At 36.5% G+C, this 22276-nt stretch carries 21 protein-coding genes and 2 pseudogenes; 6 read left to right on the top strand and 17 right to left on the bottom strand.

Annotation, left to right across the window (positions count from 1 at the left end; genetic code table 11):
* Nucleotides 1-8: 8 nt before the first annotated feature.
* The 7 genes from AC1TO6_RS18575 to AC1TO6_RS18545 all read right to left on the bottom strand — a co-directional run bounded on the left by AC1TO6_RS18575 (nucleotide 9) and on the right by AC1TO6_RS18545 (nucleotide 6597).
* On the bottom strand, nucleotides 9-818 hold the full coding sequence (locus AC1TO6_RS18575) for an FAD synthetase family protein (RefSeq protein WP_482103113.1): 810 nt from the start codon (nucleotides 816-818) through the stop codon (nucleotides 9-11).
* 45 nt (nucleotides 819-863) lie between these two features.
* Complete coding sequence (locus AC1TO6_RS18570; protein WP_482103112.1) at nucleotides 864-1334, bottom strand: flavin reductase family protein; 471 nt, start codon at nucleotides 1332-1334, stop codon at nucleotides 864-866.
* 100 nt (nucleotides 1335-1434) lie between these two features.
* Nucleotides 1435-2448, bottom strand: a complete 1014-nt coding sequence (dmpG, locus tag AC1TO6_RS18565) for a 4-hydroxy-2-oxovalerate aldolase (RefSeq protein WP_482103111.1) — start codon at nucleotides 2446-2448, stop codon at nucleotides 1435-1437.
* 14 nt (nucleotides 2449-2462) lie between these two features.
* A complete protein-coding gene (locus tag AC1TO6_RS18560) occupies nucleotides 2463-3338 on the bottom strand; it encodes an acetaldehyde dehydrogenase (acetylating) (RefSeq protein ID WP_482103110.1) in 876 nt (291 codons plus the stop codon).
* Between the two features lie 75 nt (nucleotides 3339-3413).
* Nucleotides 3414-4604 (bottom strand): acyl-CoA dehydrogenase family protein, encoded by a 1191-nt coding sequence (locus tag AC1TO6_RS18555; RefSeq protein WP_482103109.1) that lies wholly within the window; start codon nucleotides 4602-4604, stop codon nucleotides 3414-3416.
* 210 nt (nucleotides 4605-4814) lie between these two features.
* Nucleotides 4815-5642 (bottom strand): alpha/beta fold hydrolase, encoded by an 828-nt coding sequence (locus AC1TO6_RS18550; protein WP_482103108.1) that lies wholly within the window; start codon nucleotides 5640-5642, stop codon nucleotides 4815-4817.
* A gap of 10 nt (nucleotides 5643-5652) precedes the next feature.
* Nucleotides 5653-6597 carry a VOC family protein gene (locus AC1TO6_RS18545; RefSeq protein ID WP_482103107.1) on the bottom strand — a complete coding sequence of 315 codons (945 nt, stop codon included), beginning with the start codon at nucleotides 6595-6597 and terminating at the stop codon, nucleotides 5653-5655.
* A gap of 202 nt (nucleotides 6598-6799) precedes the next feature.
* Here AC1TO6_RS18545 and AC1TO6_RS18540 point away from each other — a divergent pair, with 202 nt between their 5' ends.
* Genes AC1TO6_RS18540 through AC1TO6_RS18530 form a run of 3 tightly spaced genes read left to right on the top strand, consistent with a single transcriptional unit; the run spans nucleotide 6800 to nucleotide 9248 of the window.
* On the top strand, nucleotides 6800-8650 hold the full coding sequence (locus AC1TO6_RS18540; RefSeq protein WP_482103106.1) for a V4R domain-containing protein: 1851 nt from the start codon (nucleotides 6800-6802) through the stop codon (nucleotides 8648-8650).
* Between the two features lie 32 nt (nucleotides 8651-8682).
* Nucleotides 8683-9027 (top strand): DUF6198 family protein, encoded by a 345-nt coding sequence (locus tag AC1TO6_RS18535; RefSeq protein ID WP_482103105.1) that lies wholly within the window; start codon nucleotides 8683-8685, stop codon nucleotides 9025-9027.
* Nucleotides 9024-9248 (top strand): DUF6198 family protein, encoded by a 225-nt coding sequence (locus AC1TO6_RS18530; protein ID WP_482103104.1) that lies wholly within the window; start codon nucleotides 9024-9026, stop codon nucleotides 9246-9248. The genes AC1TO6_RS18535 and AC1TO6_RS18530 overlap by 4 nt, the downstream gene beginning before the upstream one ends.
* Here AC1TO6_RS18530 and AC1TO6_RS18525 read toward each other — a convergent pair.
* From AC1TO6_RS18525 to AC1TO6_RS18510, 4 genes and pseudogenes are all read right to left on the bottom strand, one after another.
* Nucleotides 9196-9540, bottom strand: a pseudogene (locus AC1TO6_RS18525) (DNA/RNA non-specific endonuclease); the annotation flags it as partial. The gene AC1TO6_RS18530 and the pseudogene AC1TO6_RS18525 overlap by 53 nt on opposite strands.
* 231 nt (nucleotides 9541-9771) lie before the next feature.
* A complete protein-coding gene (ltrA, locus tag AC1TO6_RS18520) occupies nucleotides 9772-11589 on the bottom strand; it encodes a group II intron reverse transcriptase/maturase (protein WP_482103103.1) in 1818 nt (605 codons plus the stop codon).
* 758 nt (nucleotides 11590-12347) lie between these two features.
* Nucleotides 12348-12587, bottom strand: a complete 240-nt coding sequence (locus AC1TO6_RS18515) for a hypothetical protein (protein ID WP_482103102.1) — start codon at nucleotides 12585-12587, stop codon at nucleotides 12348-12350.
* A 203-nt stretch (nucleotides 12588-12790) separates the two neighbouring features.
* The gene (locus tag AC1TO6_RS18510; protein ID WP_482103101.1) at nucleotides 12791-13093 is read right to left on the bottom strand and encodes a DUF3784 domain-containing protein; all 303 of its coding nucleotides are present in this window, start codon (nucleotides 13091-13093) and stop codon (nucleotides 12791-12793) included.
* 392 nt (nucleotides 13094-13485) lie between these two features.
* Here AC1TO6_RS18510 and AC1TO6_RS18505 point away from each other — a divergent pair.
* Nucleotides 13486-14708 (top strand): annotated as a pseudogene (locus AC1TO6_RS18505) (IS110 family RNA-guided transposase).
* Between the two features lie 394 nt (nucleotides 14709-15102).
* On the opposite strand, the gene AC1TO6_RS18500 reads toward AC1TO6_RS18505, so the two are convergent.
* Nucleotides 15103-15951, bottom strand: a complete 849-nt coding sequence (locus AC1TO6_RS18500; protein WP_482103100.1) for an SDR family oxidoreductase — start codon at nucleotides 15949-15951, stop codon at nucleotides 15103-15105.
* A 198-nt stretch (nucleotides 15952-16149) separates the two neighbouring features.
* Between AC1TO6_RS18500 and AC1TO6_RS18495 the strand changes: the two genes are divergently transcribed.
* Nucleotides 16150-16725 (top strand): TetR/AcrR family transcriptional regulator, encoded by a 576-nt coding sequence (locus AC1TO6_RS18495; RefSeq protein ID WP_482103099.1) that lies wholly within the window; start codon nucleotides 16150-16152, stop codon nucleotides 16723-16725.
* Between the two features lie 315 nt (nucleotides 16726-17040).
* Here the strand turns inward: AC1TO6_RS18495 and AC1TO6_RS18490 are convergent, their stop codons facing one another.
* Nucleotides 17041-17388, bottom strand: coding sequence for a winged helix-turn-helix transcriptional regulator (locus tag AC1TO6_RS18490; RefSeq protein ID WP_482103098.1), 348 nt, complete (start codon nucleotides 17386-17388; stop codon nucleotides 17041-17043).
* A gap of 135 nt (nucleotides 17389-17523) precedes the next feature.
* On the opposite strand from AC1TO6_RS18490, the gene AC1TO6_RS18485 reads away from it, so the two are divergent.
* Complete coding sequence (locus AC1TO6_RS18485) at nucleotides 17524-18396, top strand: SDR family oxidoreductase (RefSeq protein WP_482103097.1); 873 nt, start codon at nucleotides 17524-17526, stop codon at nucleotides 18394-18396.
* Between the two features lie 268 nt (nucleotides 18397-18664).
* On the opposite strand, the gene AC1TO6_RS18480 is transcribed toward AC1TO6_RS18485, so the two are convergent.
* The 4 genes from AC1TO6_RS18480 to AC1TO6_RS18465 all read right to left on the bottom strand — a co-directional run bounded on the left by AC1TO6_RS18480 (nucleotide 18665) and on the right by AC1TO6_RS18465 (nucleotide 21991).
* Nucleotides 18665-19192 carry a GNAT family N-acetyltransferase gene (locus tag AC1TO6_RS18480; RefSeq protein ID WP_482103096.1) on the bottom strand — a complete coding sequence of 176 codons (528 nt, stop codon included), beginning with the start codon at nucleotides 19190-19192 and terminating at the stop codon, nucleotides 18665-18667.
* A gap of 462 nt (nucleotides 19193-19654) precedes the next feature.
* Nucleotides 19655-20461: an STAS domain-containing protein gene (locus AC1TO6_RS18475; RefSeq protein ID WP_482103095.1), complete on the bottom strand. Its 807-nt coding sequence runs from the start codon at nucleotides 20459-20461 to the stop codon at nucleotides 19655-19657.
* A 512-nt stretch (nucleotides 20462-20973) separates the two neighbouring features.
* On the bottom strand, nucleotides 20974-21612 hold the full coding sequence (locus tag AC1TO6_RS18470; RefSeq protein ID WP_482103094.1) for an SMI1/KNR4 family protein: 639 nt from the start codon (nucleotides 21610-21612) through the stop codon (nucleotides 20974-20976).
* A gap of 1 nt (nucleotide 21613) precedes the next feature.
* Nucleotides 21614-21991: a transposase gene (locus AC1TO6_RS18465; protein WP_482103093.1), complete on the bottom strand. Its 378-nt coding sequence runs from the start codon at nucleotides 21989-21991 to the stop codon at nucleotides 21614-21616.
* Nucleotides 21992-22276: the final 285 nt, after the last annotated feature.

The raw sequence follows: 22276 nt of genomic DNA, 5'->3' as shown, positions 1-22276 counted from the left end.
TTTAAAGATTAGATTCTAGCTAAACTTCTCGTTTGGCTAGGCTGTAGCCAGTGAATTTTTACAATGCCCTTTGTTAATTTATTAAACACCTTCATAATTCGTAAAATACCATGTTCATTGATGGAAATAATGGATTTAATTTTATGATGATCATACTCCAACACAACCTCATAAATCCCCTTATTAGGAAGCATCGTCAGCTCCATAGGTTTGAATTGATTTCCATCCCAAAGCATATTAACAGTATAGTGCTTCCCAAGAAAATGAGGAATCTCATGTACATCGGTCGTTAGTAATCGTTGTCGGATTGCTGTTGAACTAATTTTTTCACCAAAATAATCCACACATTGTACCTCAGTTACAGTAATTTCATTTTTTGAGTCATCGGGAATATGATGAAGTTTTCCTACACCCTTAGATCCATATGAGAAATCAAATCCAGCAACTGCATGGGTTACCCCTAGTTTTAATAAATAGGTCTCGACAAATTGTTTTGGTGACAATGCTGCAAAGTCAAGTGTGAAATCGACAAGATAAAATATGTCCACACCTAAACCATTAAGTATCATTTCTTTTTCAGAAAGTGTCGTCAAATGAGGAATATATCGCTTCCCACCAGATAAGATATTGATGGGATGCGGTCTAAAACTCATGAGTGCTAATGGTAATCTACGATTATTTGCTTCTTTACGGGCAATTTGTATGACACGCTGATGCCCCAGATGGACACCATCAAAATAGCCGAGTGCCATAACACAAGGAGTTGCCTGACTATAAATGTCCAGTAAATTTTCAGCATTAATTAAAATCGTTTTCATTAGCATAACTCCTTCTATCATACTTGTTAGAGATTCCTATTTTTCTTATATTTTTACTAATTCCTCGAAGCTGCGATATTTTCCATTAAAGAATAATAATGGATCACCATCTTCAATCGTAATGTTAGTTACTTTACCAATAAACAATGTGTGGTCACCTTCCACATGTTCAGCAGAAACTTCACAAACCACTTGCGCAATAGCTCCAGGGATAACAGGTACATCTGTTAAACGATTAAATGTTACCTCCTGATCTTTAATTTGACCCGCAAATATTTTAGAAACTTCTTCTTGATTAGAACTTAAAATATTGACTGAAAACTTCTTGGCTTCAGTGATTCTAGGAAGCATACGTGCGTTTTCCTTTATGGAAATCACTACTAACTTTGGATCAAGTGAAACGGACATAAAAGCATTCGCTGTCATCCCATGTGTTTCACCATCTGTTTCTGTCAAAATGACTGTTACACCAGTTGCAAATTTACCCATTGCACTTCTAAATAGACGATCATCCATTATTGAACCTCCCCTGATGATTTAACTTTTATATATTTTCTGAATAGTATTTTTTTGTCTTTTAAACAAATAGGATGTTCAACTTGCTTAAAATTAATTTTTAGACCGTTACAGTTCCATATTTCAACTCTGCTGCAACCTCTAAAATCATATCCTCTTGACCACCAACTGCCTTACGCTTACCAATTTCAATGAGAATATCTCGTGCATCCACGCCAAATTTTTCAGCAGCTCTTTGCGCATGTAATAAGAAACTAGAATAAACTCCGGCATAACCCAATACTAAGCTACCACGTGTAATTTCTTGAGGTGTTGGCAGAATTGGCGCTACGATTTCTTCAGCTACATCCATTATTTTATATAAATCAATTCCGGTAACTATATTCATTTTATCCAATATACTTACTAGGACTTCGGTTTGTGTATTACCAGCACCAGCACCTAAGCAACGGATACTACCATCTATACGTTCAGCTCCATGCTCAATAGCAGTTAATGAATTCGCAACAGCTAATGATAAATTATTATGTGCATGGAAACCTAAAGGAACATTTATCTCTTGTTTCAATGCTTTTATTCGATCAGCTACCTGATTCGGAAGTAGGGAACCTGCAGAATCTACAATATAAATAACATCTGCTCCCCCGTTTTCCATAATTTTTGCTTGCTCTACAATTTTACTTGGCTCAGCCATATGAGACATCATTAGAAACCCAACTGTTTCTAATCCTAGCTCCTTCGCTAAGCTTAGATGCTGTAATGAAACGTCGGCTTCCGTGACATGTGTTGCGACACGAACCATAGAAATACCCAAATTCGCTGCAAGTCTAATATCAGACTTCGTTGCAATTCCTGGTAAGGAAAGAACGGCAATTTTTGAGTTTTTGGCAGTTTCTACAGCTGCTTCGATGAGTTTAAACTCGTCGGTATGTGAATTTCCGTACTGAACCGTCGATCCACCGAGACCATCTCCATGAGCAACCTCAATATATGGTACGTTTGCTATATCTAATCCAGCAACAACCCTTCTAACTTGTTCAACTGTAAATTGATGACGGACTGCATGACTGCCATCTCGTAAAGCTACTTCTGTTATGATAATATCGCGTTTCATCGTATTTCCCTCCTTTACACAGTTGTCTTTGCCTTTGCCCATTCCTCAGCAATTTTAATAGCTGCAGCTGTTATAATATCCAAATTCCCAGCATAAGCAGGTAAATAATCAGCAGCACCAGCAACCTCAAGGAATACAGTGATACGATTTTCTTCAATATATGGACGGGTTTTTATGCGATAGCCTGGGACATATTGTTGTACCGATTTTTCCATTTTTTCAAGCGCATCAATCAGTGCTTCCTCATCGGTTACTGGCTGATCTACTAATAAATGAATCGTGTCATTCATCATAATTGGTGGTTCAGCAGGATTTAAAATTAAAACTGTTTTTCCCTTTTTTGCTTTGCCGACAACCTCGATGGCACGTGAAGTAGTCGCGATAAATTCATCAATGTTCGCACGTGTTGCTGGACCAGCACTTTTACTTGCTATTGTCGCAACGATTTCCGCATATTCTACCTCATACAGTTGTGAAACTGCATAAATAATCGGAATCGTTGCTTGACCACCGCATGTTACCATGTTTACATTATCTGTTTGTAAATGTTCATAAAGGTTTACTGTTGGGACTGTAAGTGGCCCAATCGCTGCTGGTGTTAAGTCTATTACTCTCTTACCATGGTTTTTTAGTAGCTCTGCATGCTTCACATGTGCATAAGCGCTTGTTGCATCAAACACTACATCTGCAATTTCCGGTGTTTGAAGGAAGCCTTCAATTCCCGTATCAATTGCTTGAAAACCAGCTTCACGTGCTTTTCGTAGACCATCAGAGTTGGGATCAATCCCTATAACAGCCGTTAACTCAAGAAAAGAGGACCGCTGAATTTTTTTCATTAAATCGGTACCAATGTTGCCTGATCCTAAAATGGCTACTTTTAATTTTGTCATGTCTCAAGCCCCTTGTTTAAATCACATTTTATATAGAAGAAATGCTTATTTTTATTAACGCGATATTTAGAGAAATTAGCCCATACCAATTCCTTCATAGCCATATAAATTACGACCGTACGTGTATAATGCATCTTCATATAGCGATGTTATATGTGTGGCAACGGCAATAATGTCCCGTACAAATACTTCAATTGTGTCATTCTTTGTTAAAGATGCTCCGCCTAGTGAAACCATTACTGTCGTAGCGATATCCTGGCAAATTTTAATGATTTCAGCCCGAAGTGAAGAAAACTCCCCTTTTTCGTAAGGACCATCTGTTTCATATGTTTCTAATAAATTGTAGTATTGTTCCATTAGACCAGACGCTTTTTTATATTCCAGCATAAGGGAGGCTAAAATTCGTTGGCTGCGAGGGGAATCTTTTTCATTTTCTCCATGCAGACGAACACGTGCTTCTGTTCGTTTTTTATATTCATCAATTAATCGTTTAGCTCCGCCTAATGCCATATTCGGAAATCCAAGATAGAATGCAGAGAAGAATGGCACATGATAATATGGATAATCTGAATCATAATTAGAACCGACTGGTGGACGACGTGTATCATTCGCAACTTCAAGTCTTAAAATACGACTTCTTGGAATAAACACATCCGTGGCAACTACTTGGTTACTGCCTGAACCACGTAAGCCAAAAGTATCCCAGTTTACATTTACTTGCACATCGTCTTTACGCATGAAGGCCATGATTAATTCTGGACTATCCGATTCGGGTAATTGAGCAATTGCCCCTAAACCAACCCATCCAGCAAAGTTTACACCGCTTGTATAGTTATAAGTACCAGTTAACCGAATACCGTCATCTACCACAGTTACTTGTCCAACAGGTGCGAAAACATCGACTATTAGTTCACCTGAGTTTATAATTTCGTCTCTACCTTCTTGTGGAAGATGTGCTGGAAGGGAGTTGTGTAAAGGGTAAAAATAACCAACCCATGCCGCTGAGATATTATGATATGCAATTGTACGTACTATTTCTCCGAGGCCACGCAACGATATTTGCGGACCACCGTATTTTTTTGGAAGATTTGCACGTGTAATGCCTGCTTTAATCAACTTATTTATATAGTTTTTAGAAACAGATGCATTTAGTTCGGAAGTTGCTAATTCTGATTCTGCTAGTTGACCTGCTTCACGTGCTTTTTCAATTAGCTCTAGCTCAACATCTGAAAATCTTTTGAATTTTTGCTTTGTTTCAACTGACATTTGTAACCCTCCCATTTTATGTTTATTATTTTTCAGATTTAGTTAGCCAAGATGTTTATCATGGAGTTTCTAAAATGCTTTTGAGGCCACTAAAAAGTGATTGAAAAATAGCTATTTTTCCAGTGACCTCAAGTTTCTTCCTAGGAGTCTTATATTCTCCAATAGATGAAATTTATGAAATTAATAAAAAATTTACTGTATTCTAATAAACTAGAAGAACTCTCTTACGGCTTTAATGAAATCTTCTTGTTTTTCCACCTGTAACCAATGTCCGCATTGTGTAAATAAACGAAGCTCCGCATTAGGTAAATGCTCAATTAGCTTCAAGCTACTTTCTTTTGGAACAAATCGGTCATTAAATCCATGAAGTAGTAAAAATGGCTGTTCCATTTGACGTAATGCATTGGGTGGAATAAGACCCTCCCCAGGCATAGGGAACATATTTTGCAAGTAGGAATTGCGAATATCTTCACGTTTGATTGTTTCATATCGAATTTCTAAAATATCTTCTAATGAATCTTGAATTGTTGCAGGGTCATAAACAAACCAATTTGTTAAGTTACGCAGGTTTTCATACGTTGGGTTTTTATAAAAGCCAACCATACGTATTATCTCAGGGGTAGGGGGTGTTTCTCCACCAGCACTGCCCATTAGTAACACTTTTTTCACTCGTTCAGGTGCATACATAACAACGTTCAACGACACATAACCACCCATTGAATTACCTACGAGACTGAATCGATCTATGTTTTTCTTGTCAAGTAGTTCAAGCAGTTGCTCAACTCGTAGCTGTGTCCATTCCCAAAATGATTTTGGGTATACTTCAGGGTGTTTTGTATTTCCAAATCCATACATATCAGGTGCAATAACATGATAGTTCTTTGCAAGCTCTGGTAAAATATGTTGCCAATTACTAACTGAATTCGCTCCGGGGCCAGAACCATGTAGTAATACGATTACTTCCTCATTTTCCTGTCCCGCCTCACAATAGAACGTCTGAAAACGACCAGTATCTAAAATCTCTGTTTGATAGCTCATTATGCTCCCCCTATCCTTCTGTTGTATCTTCACCTATTATATGAGCATCTTGTCCCCAATAAGTTATTCCAACACGTAAATCTTCAGGTGTCCATTTTATTGGTTCCCAGTCTGGTTCGAAAATTAAGTAACTATTAGAGAATAATTCCACCCGGTGACCACTTCCTGGATCCTTCACATATAAATAAACTGCCTGTGAAATTCCATGCTTACCTGGTCCTACAAATTGAATGCCTTCTTCACTCAAAATATCTGCCGCACGTAAAATATCTTGTGCATTGTCAAACCAGTATGCCAAGTGATTAAGACGGTTTGGTGTTGCTGCGTTTGGCTCTAACCCTACAGCAACATCATGTACTAACGGCGTAACACTTAACCATCCTGCAGGAATGTTTCCATCACCTAAGTCGATATATTCACGCATTTTAAATCCTAACTTCTCTATTAAGAAATTGTGAATAATAGACGGATCAAGTGAAGTTGATAAATTCACATGGTCAATACGACGTGGTGAAGCGCCTTTTCTCCAAGCTTTGTACGTTTGGTTTTTTAATACCGATTTACGATCTTGATCAGGTTGTGTTTTTTCCATTTCATAATAAATTTCGAACGTATGCTCACTTGGTAATTTAAAGCGAATCGCTCTTCCTTGACCTGCTTCTTCACCCGCTTCAATCCACTTAACATCTGCTCTAGCCTCAGTTAGCAACTCAGCATATTTCTCTACATCTTCAGGACGTTTTGTACGCCAACCAATGTGATCTACTTTTGATTTTTCCCCTTGTTTAAGCGATAATGTATGGTGCTCAAAATCACCCCATGCACGTAAATAATGTGTACCATTCACTACCTCTGTTTCTTCTAAACCTAAAACCTCAGAGAAGAACCATAGTGATTTTTTTAAATCTGGTGTAATTAAAGCGATGTGACCTAATTTGGACAATTCTGGTAGCATTCCACATTTCCCCTTTGTGTGAGTATTTATCAGTTACACATTTAATGTAATACTTTTATAATGTTCTGAAAACAAACCATTCATTTTAATTTGAAAACGCTTTCAGTACTATTCGTTTGGTTTTATATGATGTATGATACTTAATATAAGTGAGAAATATTGGTTTTTTAAAGGTTTTTCAACAATTAAAGGGGGGCATCAGTTGGACCAACGTGTTATTCCTATAAATAAGACTACTTTTCATATTGAAAGCGGAGAAGATGATAATAACAATATTGGAAATGCAACAGCTCTAAGTTTTCTAAGAGCAGATATTATTGAAATAAATGGAATAGAGAAAGCAACAGAATTAATGTTCAATTATGGTTATCAATTAGGGGTTGCAGATGGTCAACAAATGAGACAGAAATATTCCGATATTCAAGACCTTCTTAAGCATGGACCTACTCTTCATTGTAAAAAAGGACATATAAAAGGTGCGATTTACGAAGGCTATATCGAGTTCTTTGGTGATAAATCAGTTAAGACTTTTTATATTACAGGAACGTGGTTAGATTCTTATGAGGCAAAAGTTCATCTAGATTATTTTGGACAAAGTGATGTACCGGTTTGTCACACACTAAGGGGATTTGCAACAGGTTATTTGAGTACTACTTTCCAATTTGAAGTGAATGTTGTCGAAAAAATGTGTGTGGCGCGAGGTGATGAAAATTGTACTTGGCAGATCTATACTGTAAATGATTTGCCTGATCATTCAAACGAACTCCCTGAAAATCAATTATCATTCGATTTAATTGAACTGAGTAATATTCAAAGTAAATTTATTCAGGCCATTATAGATGGGGCAACGATAGAAGATATATTAAAGGAAGCAGAGAAAACTTTTAGTAGAACCTTTCTAATAGAGGATATATTCTATAACCTTGCTCATTACTCTAATTTGTCAGATAGCAATAGACAAATTATTGTGCAGGATATGATGATATACGATGAAAATGAAAGAAAGCAATTAGGTATGTATTTTTTTGAAAAGCGTCAGCAACTTTCTTTTACGAAAAAGGTTATTCAATTAGAAAATCATATGCGTTTAACAAATTCGATTGTTATTAAAAACAAAGTTGTTGCATATGTGTCGATTATATCTATGCAGCCAAAAACATTTACATCAGATGATTATTTAATATTATCAAAAATGGCAAACATCATTTCTATTCTACTTAAGACAAACTTTATTTTAGAAAAATCACAAGCAGAGAATGAATCAAAATTTATTAATGAAATTTTGCATCGACGTTTAACAGATATGAAGCAGATTCAATTTAGGTCTCGCAACTTTATTATTGATATTAACCAACCGTATACCGTTGCTATTTTGAGATGGAGTAATAATATATCCAAGATTCAAAAAGAGATTGAAAATTTTATTCGTAGACACTTGAAAAAACAACGTATACTTATAACTTTTAAGGAACAGGAATTAGTTATATTTTTATTTCATCCTTTAAAAAATCATTCTACTATTCTGAAGGGTTTTAGTAGCTTAAGAGAAGCTTTAATAGGACAATTTCCTAATCATTCTCTTCAAATTGGTTACAGCGATATCGAACATAGCATTTTGGAGGCAAGTTCTGGCTACTATGAGGCTGCAATTGCCCTAGTTTCTAGTCCTAACGCATCCATTACTGCATTCAAAGATATTAGTATTTTGTCAATTTTTATTAATGATTTAAATTCTGGACATATTAAGCAGCTTGCGAAAAATCGTTTTTCAGGAATCTTTTCGTTAAAGGAACAAAAACGTACCGAGCTTTTAGAAACTCTATATATATATTTAAATAACAATTTGAAAATTGAAACCACAATGCGCTTATTAAACATTTCAAAAAGTGGACTTCTATATCGACTAGAAAACTTGAAAGAGTATATGAAAACAGATTTTAAAGACGTTAACGAGAATTTCCAAATCCTCCTTTTATTGAAAGCAATCGAAATTTATTCTAAGACAAACAATATTCAAGATAGTGATTTTTTTGTGGATTTTAGAGATAGTTAAAAGGTAATGGCGAATTTTGTGTAGGCTATGGGATGGATCGTAAAAGTCTAACAAACAGAAGAACAATAGTGTTATACGTACTTTGCTTAATTTTATTATCTCTAGGTGTGGGCTTTTCGATTCAAGCAAATCTCGGTGTTTCACCTGTAGCATCGTTAGCGTATGGTTTTTCACTAACGTCAGGTTTGTCAATCGGTATAACTATAGTCATTGCTAATATTATATATATTCTTCTTCAAGTTATATTGCATAAACGAATTGAGTTTAAAGGATTTTGCTTTCAGCTATCTATTTCTTTATTGTTCGGTTTTTTTAATGACGTAACGCTTTTTATTTTACAATTATCCCCAACGCCTGTGACGTTTTTTGTTCGATGATCTATTTAATAATCAGTTTATTCGTAGTAGCGGTAGGATTACTTGGTTATTTAACAGTAAAACTACCTTTGATGCCCTATGATGCGTTAATATATGCCGTCATTGAACGTTTTCATCAACCATTTGGTAGAGCGAAAATTATATGTGATTTTATCAATGTAAGCATAGATATGTATACTGATAACTTGAAGGAATCTGCGTTTCCGTATTCGGATATGTGATAATTGCTTCAAAATTAGTAGCTCCACCTGCGCTACGGATCACGTCTTCCATATAAGCTTGATCACCATGTCGGTTGAGCGTACTATCTTGTGGGGTAATATTATAAGCATTCGATACCCCTCCGAGAGAATCAGCAATTATATGTCCTTCATCTAAAACTTCACTTTCGACGCCAGGAACCTTTGCCTCATCAGGATAGTATCTGCCAGACGATAATACAGGTTCGTTACTGTCGTCTTGTAGAATGATTTCGTCAGCAATGACACGTACTAGTTGCCCGTATTCTAATGTTATATTTAGGTTATATTGGTAAAATAGTTGATAATAAAAGGACCATACATTTTAGATATGTCTAATATGGTGGTCCTAATTTATTTCTTCTTATAGTGATAGGTAAGCTTTTGACGTTATCGCCGGCTTTTCCCCCACTTCACACCGTACGTGCGAGTTTCCCAGCATACGGCGCTCCAACTAATCCAATTCATTCAGTATTTTTATGTATATGCAAGATGAAATGTAGAATCAGATTGCTTCGTTCAGACATTGCTCACGCAATTCATTGACCTTTTTTAGTTGCTTTTCATTTAACTTGAGTACGTTTAAAAGCACCTGTATTTTCTCTCGATTTCTTATATGAATCAGACGATGAACAGGTTGGGATAATATCATTAAATTCCCGTATGAATCATCTTTTGTGAGATGGAATGGTGTCTTATGATGACAATGCCAATCGCGCATTCCTAATTCAATTCCTGTAATGGCACATTTCCCGTATTGCGCAATAAACCGGCTAATCCGATTATCGTTGTATTCGATGGAACGACTTGGTATATATTGTTTCATCACATAAGCGAGTGTTTGTTTATTAATCGCCCGCAAGTTTTGGTGAATTTTATTTCTACCTACGGTAGTGTAATTACAGATTGATTGAGAGAAGTTACGATTCACCTTACAACGTTGGGCATGGATTGGAACAAGGACCATTCCTTTTATTTTATAGAGTTTACATCCATATCCCTTATACCGTTTCTGTAAGGTGTTTGTGAAGTTCTGAAACGTTGCTTCTTTTCTCATTTCATTTAAACGATTGTATAATGCTTTATTAAGACGTTTGTTCAGCTTATTTAAATCTACTGTGATGTGCGACGCTGCCGAATAATAATTCTGTATACCCATTATTACCATATTAAATCGCCAAACATTTTCAGGTGATTGGTGTTTCTGAATCACCTTTATTGCTTGTTTAAGCTTTATCTGTGCATTTTCGAGTGATTTCTTTGTCATGTGTGATCGAGCAACATAAAGAGTTCTTTTATTCGTCTGCTTCCGATGCGCTTTAAGACGAAACCCTAAAAACTCTGATGAGTTTTTCTTTAAGTTGACCACTTTCGATTTTTCTTCACTAATTTCAAGGTGGAGCCTTGTTTGAAGAAAGTCTTTCACTGCATAATGCATTTTTATCGCTTGTGAGCGCGTGCGACAAAGAATTTTAAAATCATCAGCGTACCTTACAATATAGCAGTGTTTCAAGTTCGATTTTTTCAATGCATTGTATCTGCCAGCATACGATTTATATGGCTTTCGTGTTTCTAGGCTTTCCCATTGATTACTAACCCACCAATCTAATTCATTTAATACAATGTTAGATAATAGGGGCGATAATATTCCACCTTGGGGTGTACCTTTGGTTGGGAATCCTTCCCCTATAATTTCAGCTTTTAAAAGGCGTGAAATAATAGAAAGCAGTGCTTTATCACGAATGCCAAGCGACCACATTTGTTTTAGTAGTTTGGCATGATTTACATTGTCAAAGAACCCTTTAATATCGACGTCTGCACAGTGATATAAGCATGCACGATTAATGAGAGTTTCGAACCTAGCTTTGGCATGATGTGTACTGCGATTCGGTCTAAAACCATAGCTGTGTTTATAAAACTTCGCTTCACAGATTGGCTCAAGCACTTGAAGAATACACTGTTGAAACAATCTATCCCAAATAGTCGGAATACCTAATGGACGTGTTTTTCCATTTGCCTTTGGTATAAAAACTCGCCGTACGGCTTTGGGAATATAACGTTCAAACATTCGTTGTATCGTCGATACAACTTCTGACACAGACAATTGACTTATATCTTCAATCGTTAATTCATCATATCCAGCCGTCCTACTGCCGGTATTTCGTTTAATATTACGATAAGCTAATCGAATGTTTTCATCGGATTGCATTAAATCGAGTAATCCATAAAAATTTTGACCATTAGCACTTTGAGCATATAAAGTATCAAATTGGAACTGCATATCATAATACTCGTTGTGCCTCAGTTTCTTTCGTTTTAACAAGTCGGTGGCTCCTTTCGGAGCTGAACCTCTATTAGTCTTACAAGAACCTTATTAATCGTTGAAGAACTGTCTTGCATGGTGAATGAATCTTTAATTAGTCTAGTGGCTATCCCTCCACGTTCATTACACGCTTCAACGGTACTGTGCCACCACTTTCGCTGATATGAAGAGAAGTTATATAATCGCTAGTCTCACGACTATTTTCCTTTTCACCGCTTCGCCAAGAGTAAGCTCTCCACGTCATCAGCTTACAATGTTGAGTTATATCTATTATGGAACAAACTTAGGTGCTTCCTATGAGCCTGTTAGCATTACATGTGCCTGTAACACAAGATGGATTTTTATATACTTGATTCTTACTCATCCACAGCTAACCCTACATTTAGTAGTAAATACATTTCTATATAATGTGCGTGTAGACCCGTACATTCAGAAGTTCGTCAGCCGAACTGTTACGGTAAATTCTCACGCCTATTAGCCGAGCTTATAACACGCTATTCCTTACTAATTAACGTGCTATTCGACGCAGGGGGAGCCTTTCAGAGCGTTACCTTCTCATTCGACTCCTCGATATAACCCTTCAGTTTTAAAAGTCTAAAACTGCCTGACCTTTACCGAAATTGTGTGACCACATTTCATTTGAGCCAGGAACATTTCGCACCAAGTAATGCACCCGTTAGCTTAAGTACATTTATTCACAATCTCTTCTTATATGAGTTACTTATTTGATATTGTTTAATATTATGTATCAAGAAGGGTCAAAGAAGAATTGCTAAAGTAACAACAAGCGAGGCTATGTTAAGAGTAAGTAATACCCATTTTTTCTTCCCTATACCTAGTATAGCTTCAATGATCCCAAATATCGGAAGTATTAATATCCACCAAAAAATAACATCACCTAGATAAGTAAATTGATTGTACATTAGGATAAGCAAAATAAGAAAAAGTACTAAACAAATAAATGAATTTCTCAAATGATTATTTTTTTTAACTTTCAATTTTACATCCTCTCCTTTCAAAGTACCCATTACTTACATATACGATTTATTTAGAAATAAGTTTCACTTTAACCTTATTTTCAACCTAAACTCCGTTAGTTGAATAAGAAAAGGGTGCTTAACCCCTAATTGAAGTAAAGCACCCGTTAGTTTAAGTGAAATCCTTCACAAATACTTCTGTTGCAAAAGAAATTCTTACATTTTTATTTATTAATAGATTTTATATAAACAACACACGCTACTATGCTAACGACAACAATGATTCCGTATAATGTGCCTATAATAGAACCAATAAACTCCAAACCAAACGGAAGCAAAAGTGTTAAGACACCGATTCCGATTAGCAATAGTCCAACTCCATAAGCTAACTTGTCTTTATCTCCACTATACGTTTTTTCGTTATATCCAGAGATAAATGAGAGTTCTTTTTTCTTCCAAATTAAGTAGCCAAACAAGAGACAAATAATACTGACAAATAGACAAGTAATAAAACCACCTAAAAACATACTCCAAGCACCTCCTACTCAAGGATATACGGTCTTAAAAAATTAAAGTTTCGTGTATTTTGGTTCTTGTGTTAACCTGCTACTTTAGTTTAATAAGAAAAAAGGCTTTACCTCTTCTTGAAGTAAAGCACCCGTTAGCCATACATGTAGCGCAAAATCAGCGCTACACCACAGAGGATGAAAATGTATACAGAACGGGTATTGGATACTACGGCTGGGAGAGGAAGGTCGATCAACTATGGTGCCATAGAGCCCATCCGTTAGTCTGACTCCAACGACCACGGTGCACCACAGAATGTCGCTCCCTTACGGGAAGCACTCATGGGAGATTAATCCTACTCTGGTTGTTGCACCAGCCTCCAATACTATTCGCCGTAGAAAGGATGATTACAATGGAAGTAATCATTGAGCATGCATGCGGTATGGACATTCATAAAGATTCGATTACTGCGTGTATTATGACTCCAAAAGGAAAGGAGATTCGAACGTTTTCTACTAAGACTGTATTCCTATTACAGTTAATCGACTGGATTAAGGAGCATGAGTGTACGCACGTAGCAATGGAAAGTACAGGTGTCTTTTGGAAGCCTATTGTTAACATACTAGAAGCTGAGAATATTGAGTTTTTAGTCGTGAATGCCCAACATATGAAAGCAGTGCCGGGTCGAAAAACCGACGTGAAGGATGCCGAATGGATTGCCAAGTTACTTCGTCACGGACTACTCAAAGCGAGTTTTATTCCTGATCGAAATCAACGGGAACTTCGGGAGTTGGTTCGCTATCGTCGCAGCATTATTGAAGAGCGCGCGAGACAACATAATCGGATTCAAAAAGTGTTAGAAGGAGCGAATATCAAGTTGGGCTCCGTTGTCTCCGATATTATGGGTGTTTCAGCTCGTGACATGCTTAATGCCATCGCAGATGGCGAGGATGATCCTGTAAAACTTGCGAGCTTCGCTCGACGTACAATGAAAAAGAAAAAAGATGATCTTGAACTCGCTCTTCGTGGATACATCAATTCACACCAACGGCTCATGATAAAAACCATTCTCACTCATATTGACTTTCTAAGTGATCAAGTTGAGCTACTAAACCAGGAGATAGCTTCTAGACTATCCTCTCACCAAGAAGATCTTGAACGGTTGGATTCTATTCCTGGCGTTGCCACTCGTATGGCTAACAAATCCTAGCTGAAGTCGGAACCGATGTCGGGAATCAATTTCCAAGCTCTTCCCATCTATGTTCCTGGGCAGGATTGGTCCCTGGCCATAACGAAAGTGCTGGCAAAAGGAAATCCACGAATATGAAAAAAGGGAACAAATATCTAAAGTCAGCCTTAGTAGAAGCCGCTCACTCTATAAGAGGGTCGAAGACCTATCTTGGAGCAATGTATAGGCGCACAGCAGCACGAAAAGGCAAAAAACGTGCAGGTATTTCTGTCGCCCATGCCATTTTGAGGATTGCCTATTATCTCTTAACACGCAAAGAAATGTATGTAGACTTAGGCGAAGATTATTTTGACAAACAAAAGCAACAATCTATTGTACGGTATTCTGTTCGAAGGCTCGAAAACTTAGGATACAACGTTACAATAACTGAACCAGAAGCCTCCTAATCCAACAAATAACTCGATCCAAACCCAGGCGCTGCATTTTTTTAAAAAAACATGAGTTGCGTCTTCTTTAGTGTTGCCATTTTTGCGAAGTTTGGAGTTTAATTTTCATGGGAGTTGAAAATGATTTAATTATTTATTCATAATAATATTTGTATCTATATATCTTATATTATCCATATAAACTACGAGCAACCACTACCATAAAAAGGGCCACCATCAAAATGGTAGCTCTCCTTTCAACAAGTGTGACCCGTTAACCCTAACAAACAGCAACTCCTTCAAAAAAGGGAGTGAAGTATATTAAAATGTCATAGGCTAATAAGTTATATCATGCCAACAATGATTATGTGACACCTTCCCTGAGTTGTCCATACATTTATATAACAAGAGTAAATTACTGGAATTTAGTGGTTGACAGGACGGATTCAAAGCTTTGTGCTGGACGACCAGACAATTTCTCAATATCTCCGGTAACGATATCGAAGTCGCCATTTGAAAGGTTCTTTTGGGTACCTACAATGGCGAAGATGACCTCTTCTGGAAGTTCTGCCTGCTGAAGCTGTTCTTGAAGTGTATCTACAGGCACTGTTACGAAATTCAATGGTTTACCACTTGCTTTAGCGATTGCCTCTGCTCTTTCGGCACCAGTTAGGGTTTCCGGTCCAGTTCCCGCATAAATTGCGCCATCATGCCCTTCACCGACAAGTAGACCAGCTGCAGCTGCAGCTAGATCGTCACGAGAAACATAACTTACTTTGTTTTCAGTGAGACCAGTAAGTACACCATATGCTAGGGACATCTTTGCTTCGTCTATAATAGCCTCTGCATAATAGCTCATGCGTAGTATACTCCATTGGTTGGCTTTCTTCATCAAATGTTGTTCACCCGCAAAGTGTTCAGATGCCATGTTCGTTTTCTCGACATTTCGCGCCCCAACAGACGACATAAGGACAATGTGAGACACACCAGCAGCTACGGCAGCGTCAATAGCTGTAGTATTCTGCTCCACACGACGACCGGCATCCATGGAGGGTATCAACAACAACCTGTCCAAGCCACTGTATGCCTCTGAAAGTGATGATGGTTGAGTATAATCCCCAAATCTAGCTTCTACACCTTCAAGTTTTATTTTCTCTGGAGAACGCGAAATGGCTACAATACTATGCTCATTCGACCCTTCCAATAAATATTTAACTACCGCTCCACCCAATTTCCCGCTTGCACCACTTACACCGATTTTCATAATTAAATTACCTCCAATTTGTTATTATGTTTCATTTTTCTAAAGTTCTATAGCCTTACTTTAACACCTTTCGCTTAGACAACACTTGTTGTATAATCAATATATCAAGATGAAAAATCGTTTGCAATAGACAATTTAACGCATCTATCGCTTAAACGACAGATTGCGAAAAATGTCTATTAAGTAGGAGGGAAATTGATGGCAAGACAAATAGATCCCCGGATTCTTCGCACTAGGAATCTTATTATGGAAGCATTTATTGTGTTATCAATGCAAAAGGATTTTAAAGATATAACCATTAAGGATATAACAACTTCTGCAACGGTTAACCGTGCGACTTTCTATAATCATTTTTATGATAAGTACGACTTGCTTGAAAAAGTGTTAAGTGAAAGTGTCATGAGGGAGGTTATTCAAGAGGTAAGTACCCATGAGGTAATTAACGAAGATAGCATAAAATCAATACTTTTATCAATTATAAGGTTCCAAACATCAATTAGTAACCAATGTTCTCGCAGTTATGAGGCATTTAAACCACAAATAGAAACACATTTTAAAAATGAGCTTCATGTTTTCTTTTCAAAATGGGCACATAAACAATGGCCTAACCAAAATAATTCGGATATTGAGGTATTTTCGGTGACGTTAAGCTGGGCGCTTTACGGTGCAGCAATGCATTGGATGCAAAATCAACAAACAGAACCAGAAAAGTATTTGCAACAATTGATGCCCTTAATTGATACTATGAATAAAGAAGATGCCCATCAAATATAAATTCAACAACTGAATTTATACTTAGTATTTCTCTATTCCAAATTCAATGGAGCCTGTTTTTATATTCAAATAGGCTCTAGATTGTTTCTTAACTACACCTTCTTCAACTAACCTGCTTCGTTAGTTCAAGAAGAAAAAAGAGCTACCTAAGCAACCCTTGGTCTTTAATTAATGCACCCGTTAGTTTAAGTACGATACTTCACAATCCTTTTTACAGCTCGATAAACTTAATCCCTTAAATGTGTTGTCCATGTAAAAAGACGCTTTCTTATTAAAGAAAAGCGCCCGATTTTTTGTTGATGATGGATTACCTTTTTATTTACTCTTTAAATGTTTTTTACTCCACTCTCCCATATTATCAAGTATAGGAATAAAACTCTGCCCCAAAGGTGTTAACGAGTATTCTACTTTAGGAGGAACTTCTTTATATACTTCTCTGTGAACTAATTGATCATCTTCCAATTCTCTTAACTGACGCGTCAGTATTCCCTTTGAAATATTAGGTAATAATCTTTGAAGTTCATTAAATCTTCTTGTCTGTGTGCTTAAATGCCATAGGACAACTATTTTCCACTTTCCTGCAATTATGTTTTGAGCTTGTATAACTGGACAAAGCTCTATTTGTTCCTCTAGCGGTGCACTGACGAACTGACTTCGTGCCATAATAAATACCTCTCTTCTTAATGGTACTGTTTTTGTGACTATGTTATAAAAACATAACTACTTACAAATAAATGTCTAACACTATATTATTAGATTAGGCTTAATAGTCAAACAAAGAGATTGGAGAGATGAATAATGAAATTATTAATAACAGGAGCAACAGGAAAATTAGGTGCCAAAGTTGTAGAGTCGTTATTAAAGACTGTACCAGCCAGTCAACTTGCTGTCAGTGTTCGTAACCCAGAGAAGGCGAATGGATTGGAGACTCGTGGAGTAGAAGTGCGACATGGAGATTTTGATAATCCAGATACATTGGATTCTGCTTTTACAGGAATTGATCGCTTACTAATTATTTCTGCAGATGGAGACAATGCAACAAGAATCAGTCGGCATGCCAATGCGGTAGCTGCTGCAGAGCGTGCTGGAGTTAAGTTTATTGCGTATACCAGTTTAGCAAATGCACAGGAAAGTACAAACTTATTCGCACCAACACATCAGCCAACTGAAGAAGCGATTAAGAAAACAGGCATTCCTTATTCCATTTTGCGTAACAATTGGTACTTCGAGAATGAGATGCCAAGTATTCAAGGTGTCTTAGCTGGAGCTCCTTGGGTGACATCAGCAGGAAATGGAAAAGTAGGATGGGCATTACAACAAGATTTTGCCGAAGCAGCGGCTGCGGTACTATCTGGTAATGGACATGAAAATACCATTTATGAGCTTTCTGGTAAGCCTTTGACTCAGGAAGAATTTGTTTCTGTCCTTGGGAATGTACTGGGCAAAGAAGTACCTATTCAACAAGTTGATGATGTCATATATGCCGATATTATGAAGGCTGCTGGCATACAAGATTTCGTTATTCCTATACTGGTTGACATCCAAAGAAGCATTCGAGAAGGCTCATTAGATTTCGAGAGTAATGATTTCGAAAAAGTTCTTGGTCGTGCAGCTACGCCAATCAAAGAGGCACTTACTCAAATTGTAAATGGAATTACCCAAAATAAATAATTGACCTGAACCGACCTTGTTTAATGTTTATCCTAAATAGGGTCGGTCTTTTTTATTACATTTATCAAAAAAGTAGGGATAAGTACCATTACCCTAGTAGTTATATTTGTATCAACCTTATTGTTTCTTAAACAAATCTGCCAGTTAGATTAAGTGCAAATATTTACAATATCTATGTTCTTATTCAACTAAACTGCCCGTTAGTAAAAATGCGCCTCTACTTGTTGTAGAAACGCACCTCTTAGATAAAAACTTAGATTTGAATCGCTTATTCAAAAAACACACTTGGATATTCAACAACCCCTGAAACATTATTGAGTGCATTTTCACTTAGATCTATTGCCATAAATGCTTCGTCTGGTACTTCAAATGGTGCTTTTATCCCCCAAAAGGATGCTTTTTTGAAGCCAAACCTCGGATAATATTTGGGATGCCCCAAGACAACAACTGACTTGTACCCAAGCTCTTTCGCTTCTTTCAATGCTTCGGTAATTAAAAGCCCCCCTACCCCCTTATTTTGATACCCTGGCAAGACAGAAACAGGTGCAAGGGCAAGTGATTCTTCAAATTGATTGTCATTAATAATTTTTATTTTAGATAAGAGAATATGACCAACAATTTCTTTATTAACTGCCACTAAAGATAACTTTGGAATAAATGCATCGGATTTTCTGATACGTGACACCAATGCATGTTCTTTTTTATCACTAAACTCCATATTTGCAAATGCACTTTTTACAACTTTTTCAGTAATTTTATAATCCTCGGATAATTCCTGCCTAATTGTTATGTCCAATTTTAATCTCCTAACCCATTTAACTTTTTTAGTTATCTGTGTTTTTCATATTTTCTCATCAACAATCCTACCAGTTGCCTTAAGATGTTGTTACAATTTTATTGTATCATTTTCAGTGGACGTATCTAACACCATTCTGACGTCACCTCGCTGTATCTTCTCCTTTTCCTTTTCCCGTTTTTCAAAATAGCTTTTGTTCGGAGTTTCAAGAACGAGAAATCTTAACTCTACTAATTCTTGAGGCGTTTAGCCACATGGACCTCCACTTCAGGGCAGATGTGTAGCTCATTTCCACAAATTTTAGTTTTTAAAAACACTTTGCGACTTCCTCCTTTCGTAAAAAGGTAATAAAAATAACACGATCCATTCAATGACTGAATGGATCGTGTTTTGTGTAGTTTATAACAACTATATTTAATTAGATTTCTAACAAAAAAAAAGTGCATTTATGATTGACGCTTTTTAATTAAAAGAGCAGTTTTCTTGTTGCTTAATAATATATTTTAAACCATCATGGGCATCTCTAAAAGTAGCGATATTACTTAACGCTCCAATTCTAACTGCTAAGTTAGGCTTAATACCAACTATAATGCATTGTACTCCTATTAATTTTATACAATCGTGTAATTTTTGAAGCGTTTGCCTCACGCTATCATCAAAATTATTTATCCCACTGAGACTAATCATAACAAATTCTATACCTTTTGAGGTACATTCCTCTAATACAACTGGTATTATTGTTTCTCCCCGAAGCACATCAAATTCCCCTACAAGGGTAAGAGCTATGGTGTTATCCCAAACTTTCAGTATTGGAGCAGATAATTCCCTGACTTTTCCCTCCATTCTACTTGATTCATCCGCTTGGCTAGTAACATCCATGAGCATTACCATGTAACCCTCAATCTCCTGATTTTGGTCCTGTATGCTCTTTATTTGTGTTATTACAATATCAGCAATAAATTTGTTTTTAATTTTGATCCTAGCTCTATGACCATTTTTTAATCCAGACATCACTTGACGCTGGTGTGTAGGTTCTTTATGAAAGAAATCCATGCTCAAGCCAATTAAGTCATCTGAATTGGATAAACCATACAAAGTTGCTATTGAATTAAGTGATTTTCTAGCATATGAATTTAACCAGATAATTTTATAATCTATATCAGCAATAATAATATTTTCACCAATACTATTTAAAGCATCTCTGCCAGTTATATTTATGGGTAATAATCTATTACTCACAATTCCACCACCTTTTTTTTGACTTAACATAATTATATACCTATTTGATGCGAAAATTAAAGATTGCCTACCTAAGTGAACAAATATGGTCTGTGTCTTACTAAATGCATCGTCATTCTTATAAACATACAATTCTACGACTCCCAATCAATTCTTTCAATTTCCTCTTTACGCTTTTCAAAATAGCTTTTGTTCAACGATTTAAGAACGCGAAATCTTAACACGAATTTTTACAACGTTTAGCTACTTTACATTGACATTGACTTTCGGGTAGATATGCAGCTCGTTTCTGCAATTTTTAGTTTGAAAAACCACTTTGCGACTTCCTCCTTTCGTAAAAAGGCAATAAAAATAACACGTTTCATTCAATGGCAGAATGAAACGTGTTTTGTGTGGTTTAATAACATTATTTGATTTAACATCTAAAAATCCACTAAGATGACTTAAAACCCTTACCTTTGTTCTGTCTTTTGCTCCAATTATATTATTAGAATACATATTTACTCACCTCACTTTGAAAAGAATGCTAAAAGCCAATTGAGTTAGTTATTATTTTTTAGTCTCGTAAGAAATTTATCACTTACTTTCATATTCACAATAATCGCATCGACATTTGTATCGTCATCCTTATCTTGACTGATTTCCAAACCATTCAAAAAATCCATAAAGGTGTGAGAGACAAGAGATATATTATCCCAATACAAGTCAATGTCTTCTGTGGGTGTATCTATACCCACCATCAATTTTGCCACAAGCTCATTTTCGTGGTCCCAAAAATAGATTTTCCCAAAAACGTTTTCCCCCACACCTATGCAAATTAAATCTCCACCTAGACCGTCACCGATAGGGATTAACGAATTCGGTATTCGACCCGCATAATCTTCGGTTACTTCAATCACACCATTCAAATCGAGAAAGCCATCAAAACCATCAAAATACGCCGTACCGTCATTCATTGTTAGTGCCGAATTATCAACTCGTTTAAAATCTAGAATATTATCAAAAAACAACCCATTACAAATCAATAAAAATTCCCTATACGCCGCCGGGAATGATAGTTCATACTCATTCTCAAAATCGTCAATATCTTTATCGCTTATCTTACCCGAAACATCATTAAATTGATTGACCTCTAATTTTGTTAAAACTTCTTTTATGGTTTCTCTGTGATTATCCCCCAAATTAATAACCCCCGTCTGTATTCGTTAATAAGATTTTGCTATCTCTTTCTTCTATGAATCCTAAAAACCAGTCTTGCATTTCACTCTCCGTATCAACAGAATCCAGCAATAATTTTGGTTCGAACGAACAATCATTGAGGGTTGAACTCCCATCAATTATTCCGAGCGTATGTGAAACAGTATCAATCATGGTTTGTTTGATTATCGACATTAAAACGCCTTTGTTTTCATCAGATAAACGATCGTACAAACTAATAGCGCTTTTCCAATAACTATTTGTTTTAGGAGTAATCTTCGTTGTTTCATACAAATTTTTGTATAGTTCAAGATTCTCTTTAACTATAGATTCATAAAGTGCTTTAGCAAAAATCTCATTCATGTTCGTATCCTCATTTCTGTATTGAAGTAACCTGCTGCGTTAGTTTAAGTGTAACATTTCACAATGGATCGCCGAAATCTACTTGATGTTTTGGACGTAAAAATAGACCATCGAAATGACGGTCTTGTTTAACTAAAGCTACCCGTTAGCCATTCATGTAGCGCAAAATCAGCGCTACACCACAGAGGATGAAAATGTTTGTAGAACGGGTATTGGATACTACGGCTGGGAGAGGAAGGTCGATCAACTATGGTGCCATAGAGCCCATCCGTTAGTCTGACTCCA

This window comes from Sporosarcina sp. Y352 (assembly GCF_056786535.1).
This window is presented reverse-complemented; position numbering and strand designations above follow the sequence as displayed.

Excerpts from the sequence above, each read along its gene's own strand:
- AC1TO6_RS18535 (WP_482103105.1), top strand. The coding sequence starts at position 8,683 with ATGGATCGTAAAAGTCTAACAAACAGAAGAACAATAGTGTTATACGTA.
- AC1TO6_RS18465 (WP_482103093.1), bottom strand. The coding sequence starts at position 21,991 with ATGAATGAGATTTTTGCTAAAGCACTTTATGAATCTATAGTTAAAGAG.
- AC1TO6_RS18485 (WP_482103097.1), top strand. The coding sequence starts at position 17,524 with ATGAAATTATTAATAACAGGAGCAACAGGAAAATTAGGTGCCAAAGTT.
- AC1TO6_RS18555 (WP_482103109.1), bottom strand. The coding sequence starts at position 4,604 with ATGTCAGTTGAAACAAAGCAAAAATTCAAAAGATTTTCAGATGTTGAG.
- AC1TO6_RS18475 (WP_482103095.1), bottom strand. The coding sequence starts at position 20,461 with ATGTTAAGTCAAAAAAAAGGTGGTGGAATTGTGAGTAATAGATTATTA.
- AC1TO6_RS18550 (WP_482103108.1), bottom strand. The coding sequence starts at position 5,642 with ATGAGCTATCAAACAGAGATTTTAGATACTGGTCGTTTTCAGACGTTC.
- AC1TO6_RS18510 (WP_482103101.1), bottom strand. The coding sequence starts at position 13,093 with ATGTTTTTAGGTGGTTTTATTACTTGTCTATTTGTCAGTATTATTTGT.
- AC1TO6_RS18560 (WP_482103110.1), bottom strand. The coding sequence starts at position 3,338 with ATGACAAAATTAAAAGTAGCCATTTTAGGATCAGGCAACATTGGTACC.
- dmpG (WP_482103111.1), bottom strand. The coding sequence starts at position 2,448 with ATGAAACGCGATATTATCATAACAGAAGTAGCTTTACGAGATGGCAGT.
- AC1TO6_RS18575 (WP_482103113.1), bottom strand. The coding sequence starts at position 818 with ATGAAAACGATTTTAATTAATGCTGAAAATTTACTGGACATTTATAGT.
- AC1TO6_RS18490 (WP_482103098.1), bottom strand. The coding sequence starts at position 17,388 with ATGGCACGAAGTCAGTTCGTCAGTGCACCGCTAGAGGAACAAATAGAG.
- AC1TO6_RS18530 (WP_482103104.1), top strand. The coding sequence starts at position 9,024 with ATGATCTATTTAATAATCAGTTTATTCGTAGTAGCGGTAGGATTACTT.
- AC1TO6_RS18495 (WP_482103099.1), top strand. The coding sequence starts at position 16,150 with ATGGCAAGACAAATAGATCCCCGGATTCTTCGCACTAGGAATCTTATT.
- AC1TO6_RS18570 (WP_482103112.1), bottom strand. The coding sequence starts at position 1,334 with ATGGATGATCGTCTATTTAGAAGTGCAATGGGTAAATTTGCAACTGGT.
- AC1TO6_RS18545 (WP_482103107.1), bottom strand. The coding sequence starts at position 6,597 with ATGCTACCAGAATTGTCCAAATTAGGTCACATCGCTTTAATTACACCA.
- AC1TO6_RS18500 (WP_482103100.1), bottom strand. The coding sequence starts at position 15,951 with ATGAAAATCGGTGTAAGTGGTGCAAGCGGGAAATTGGGTGGAGCGGTA.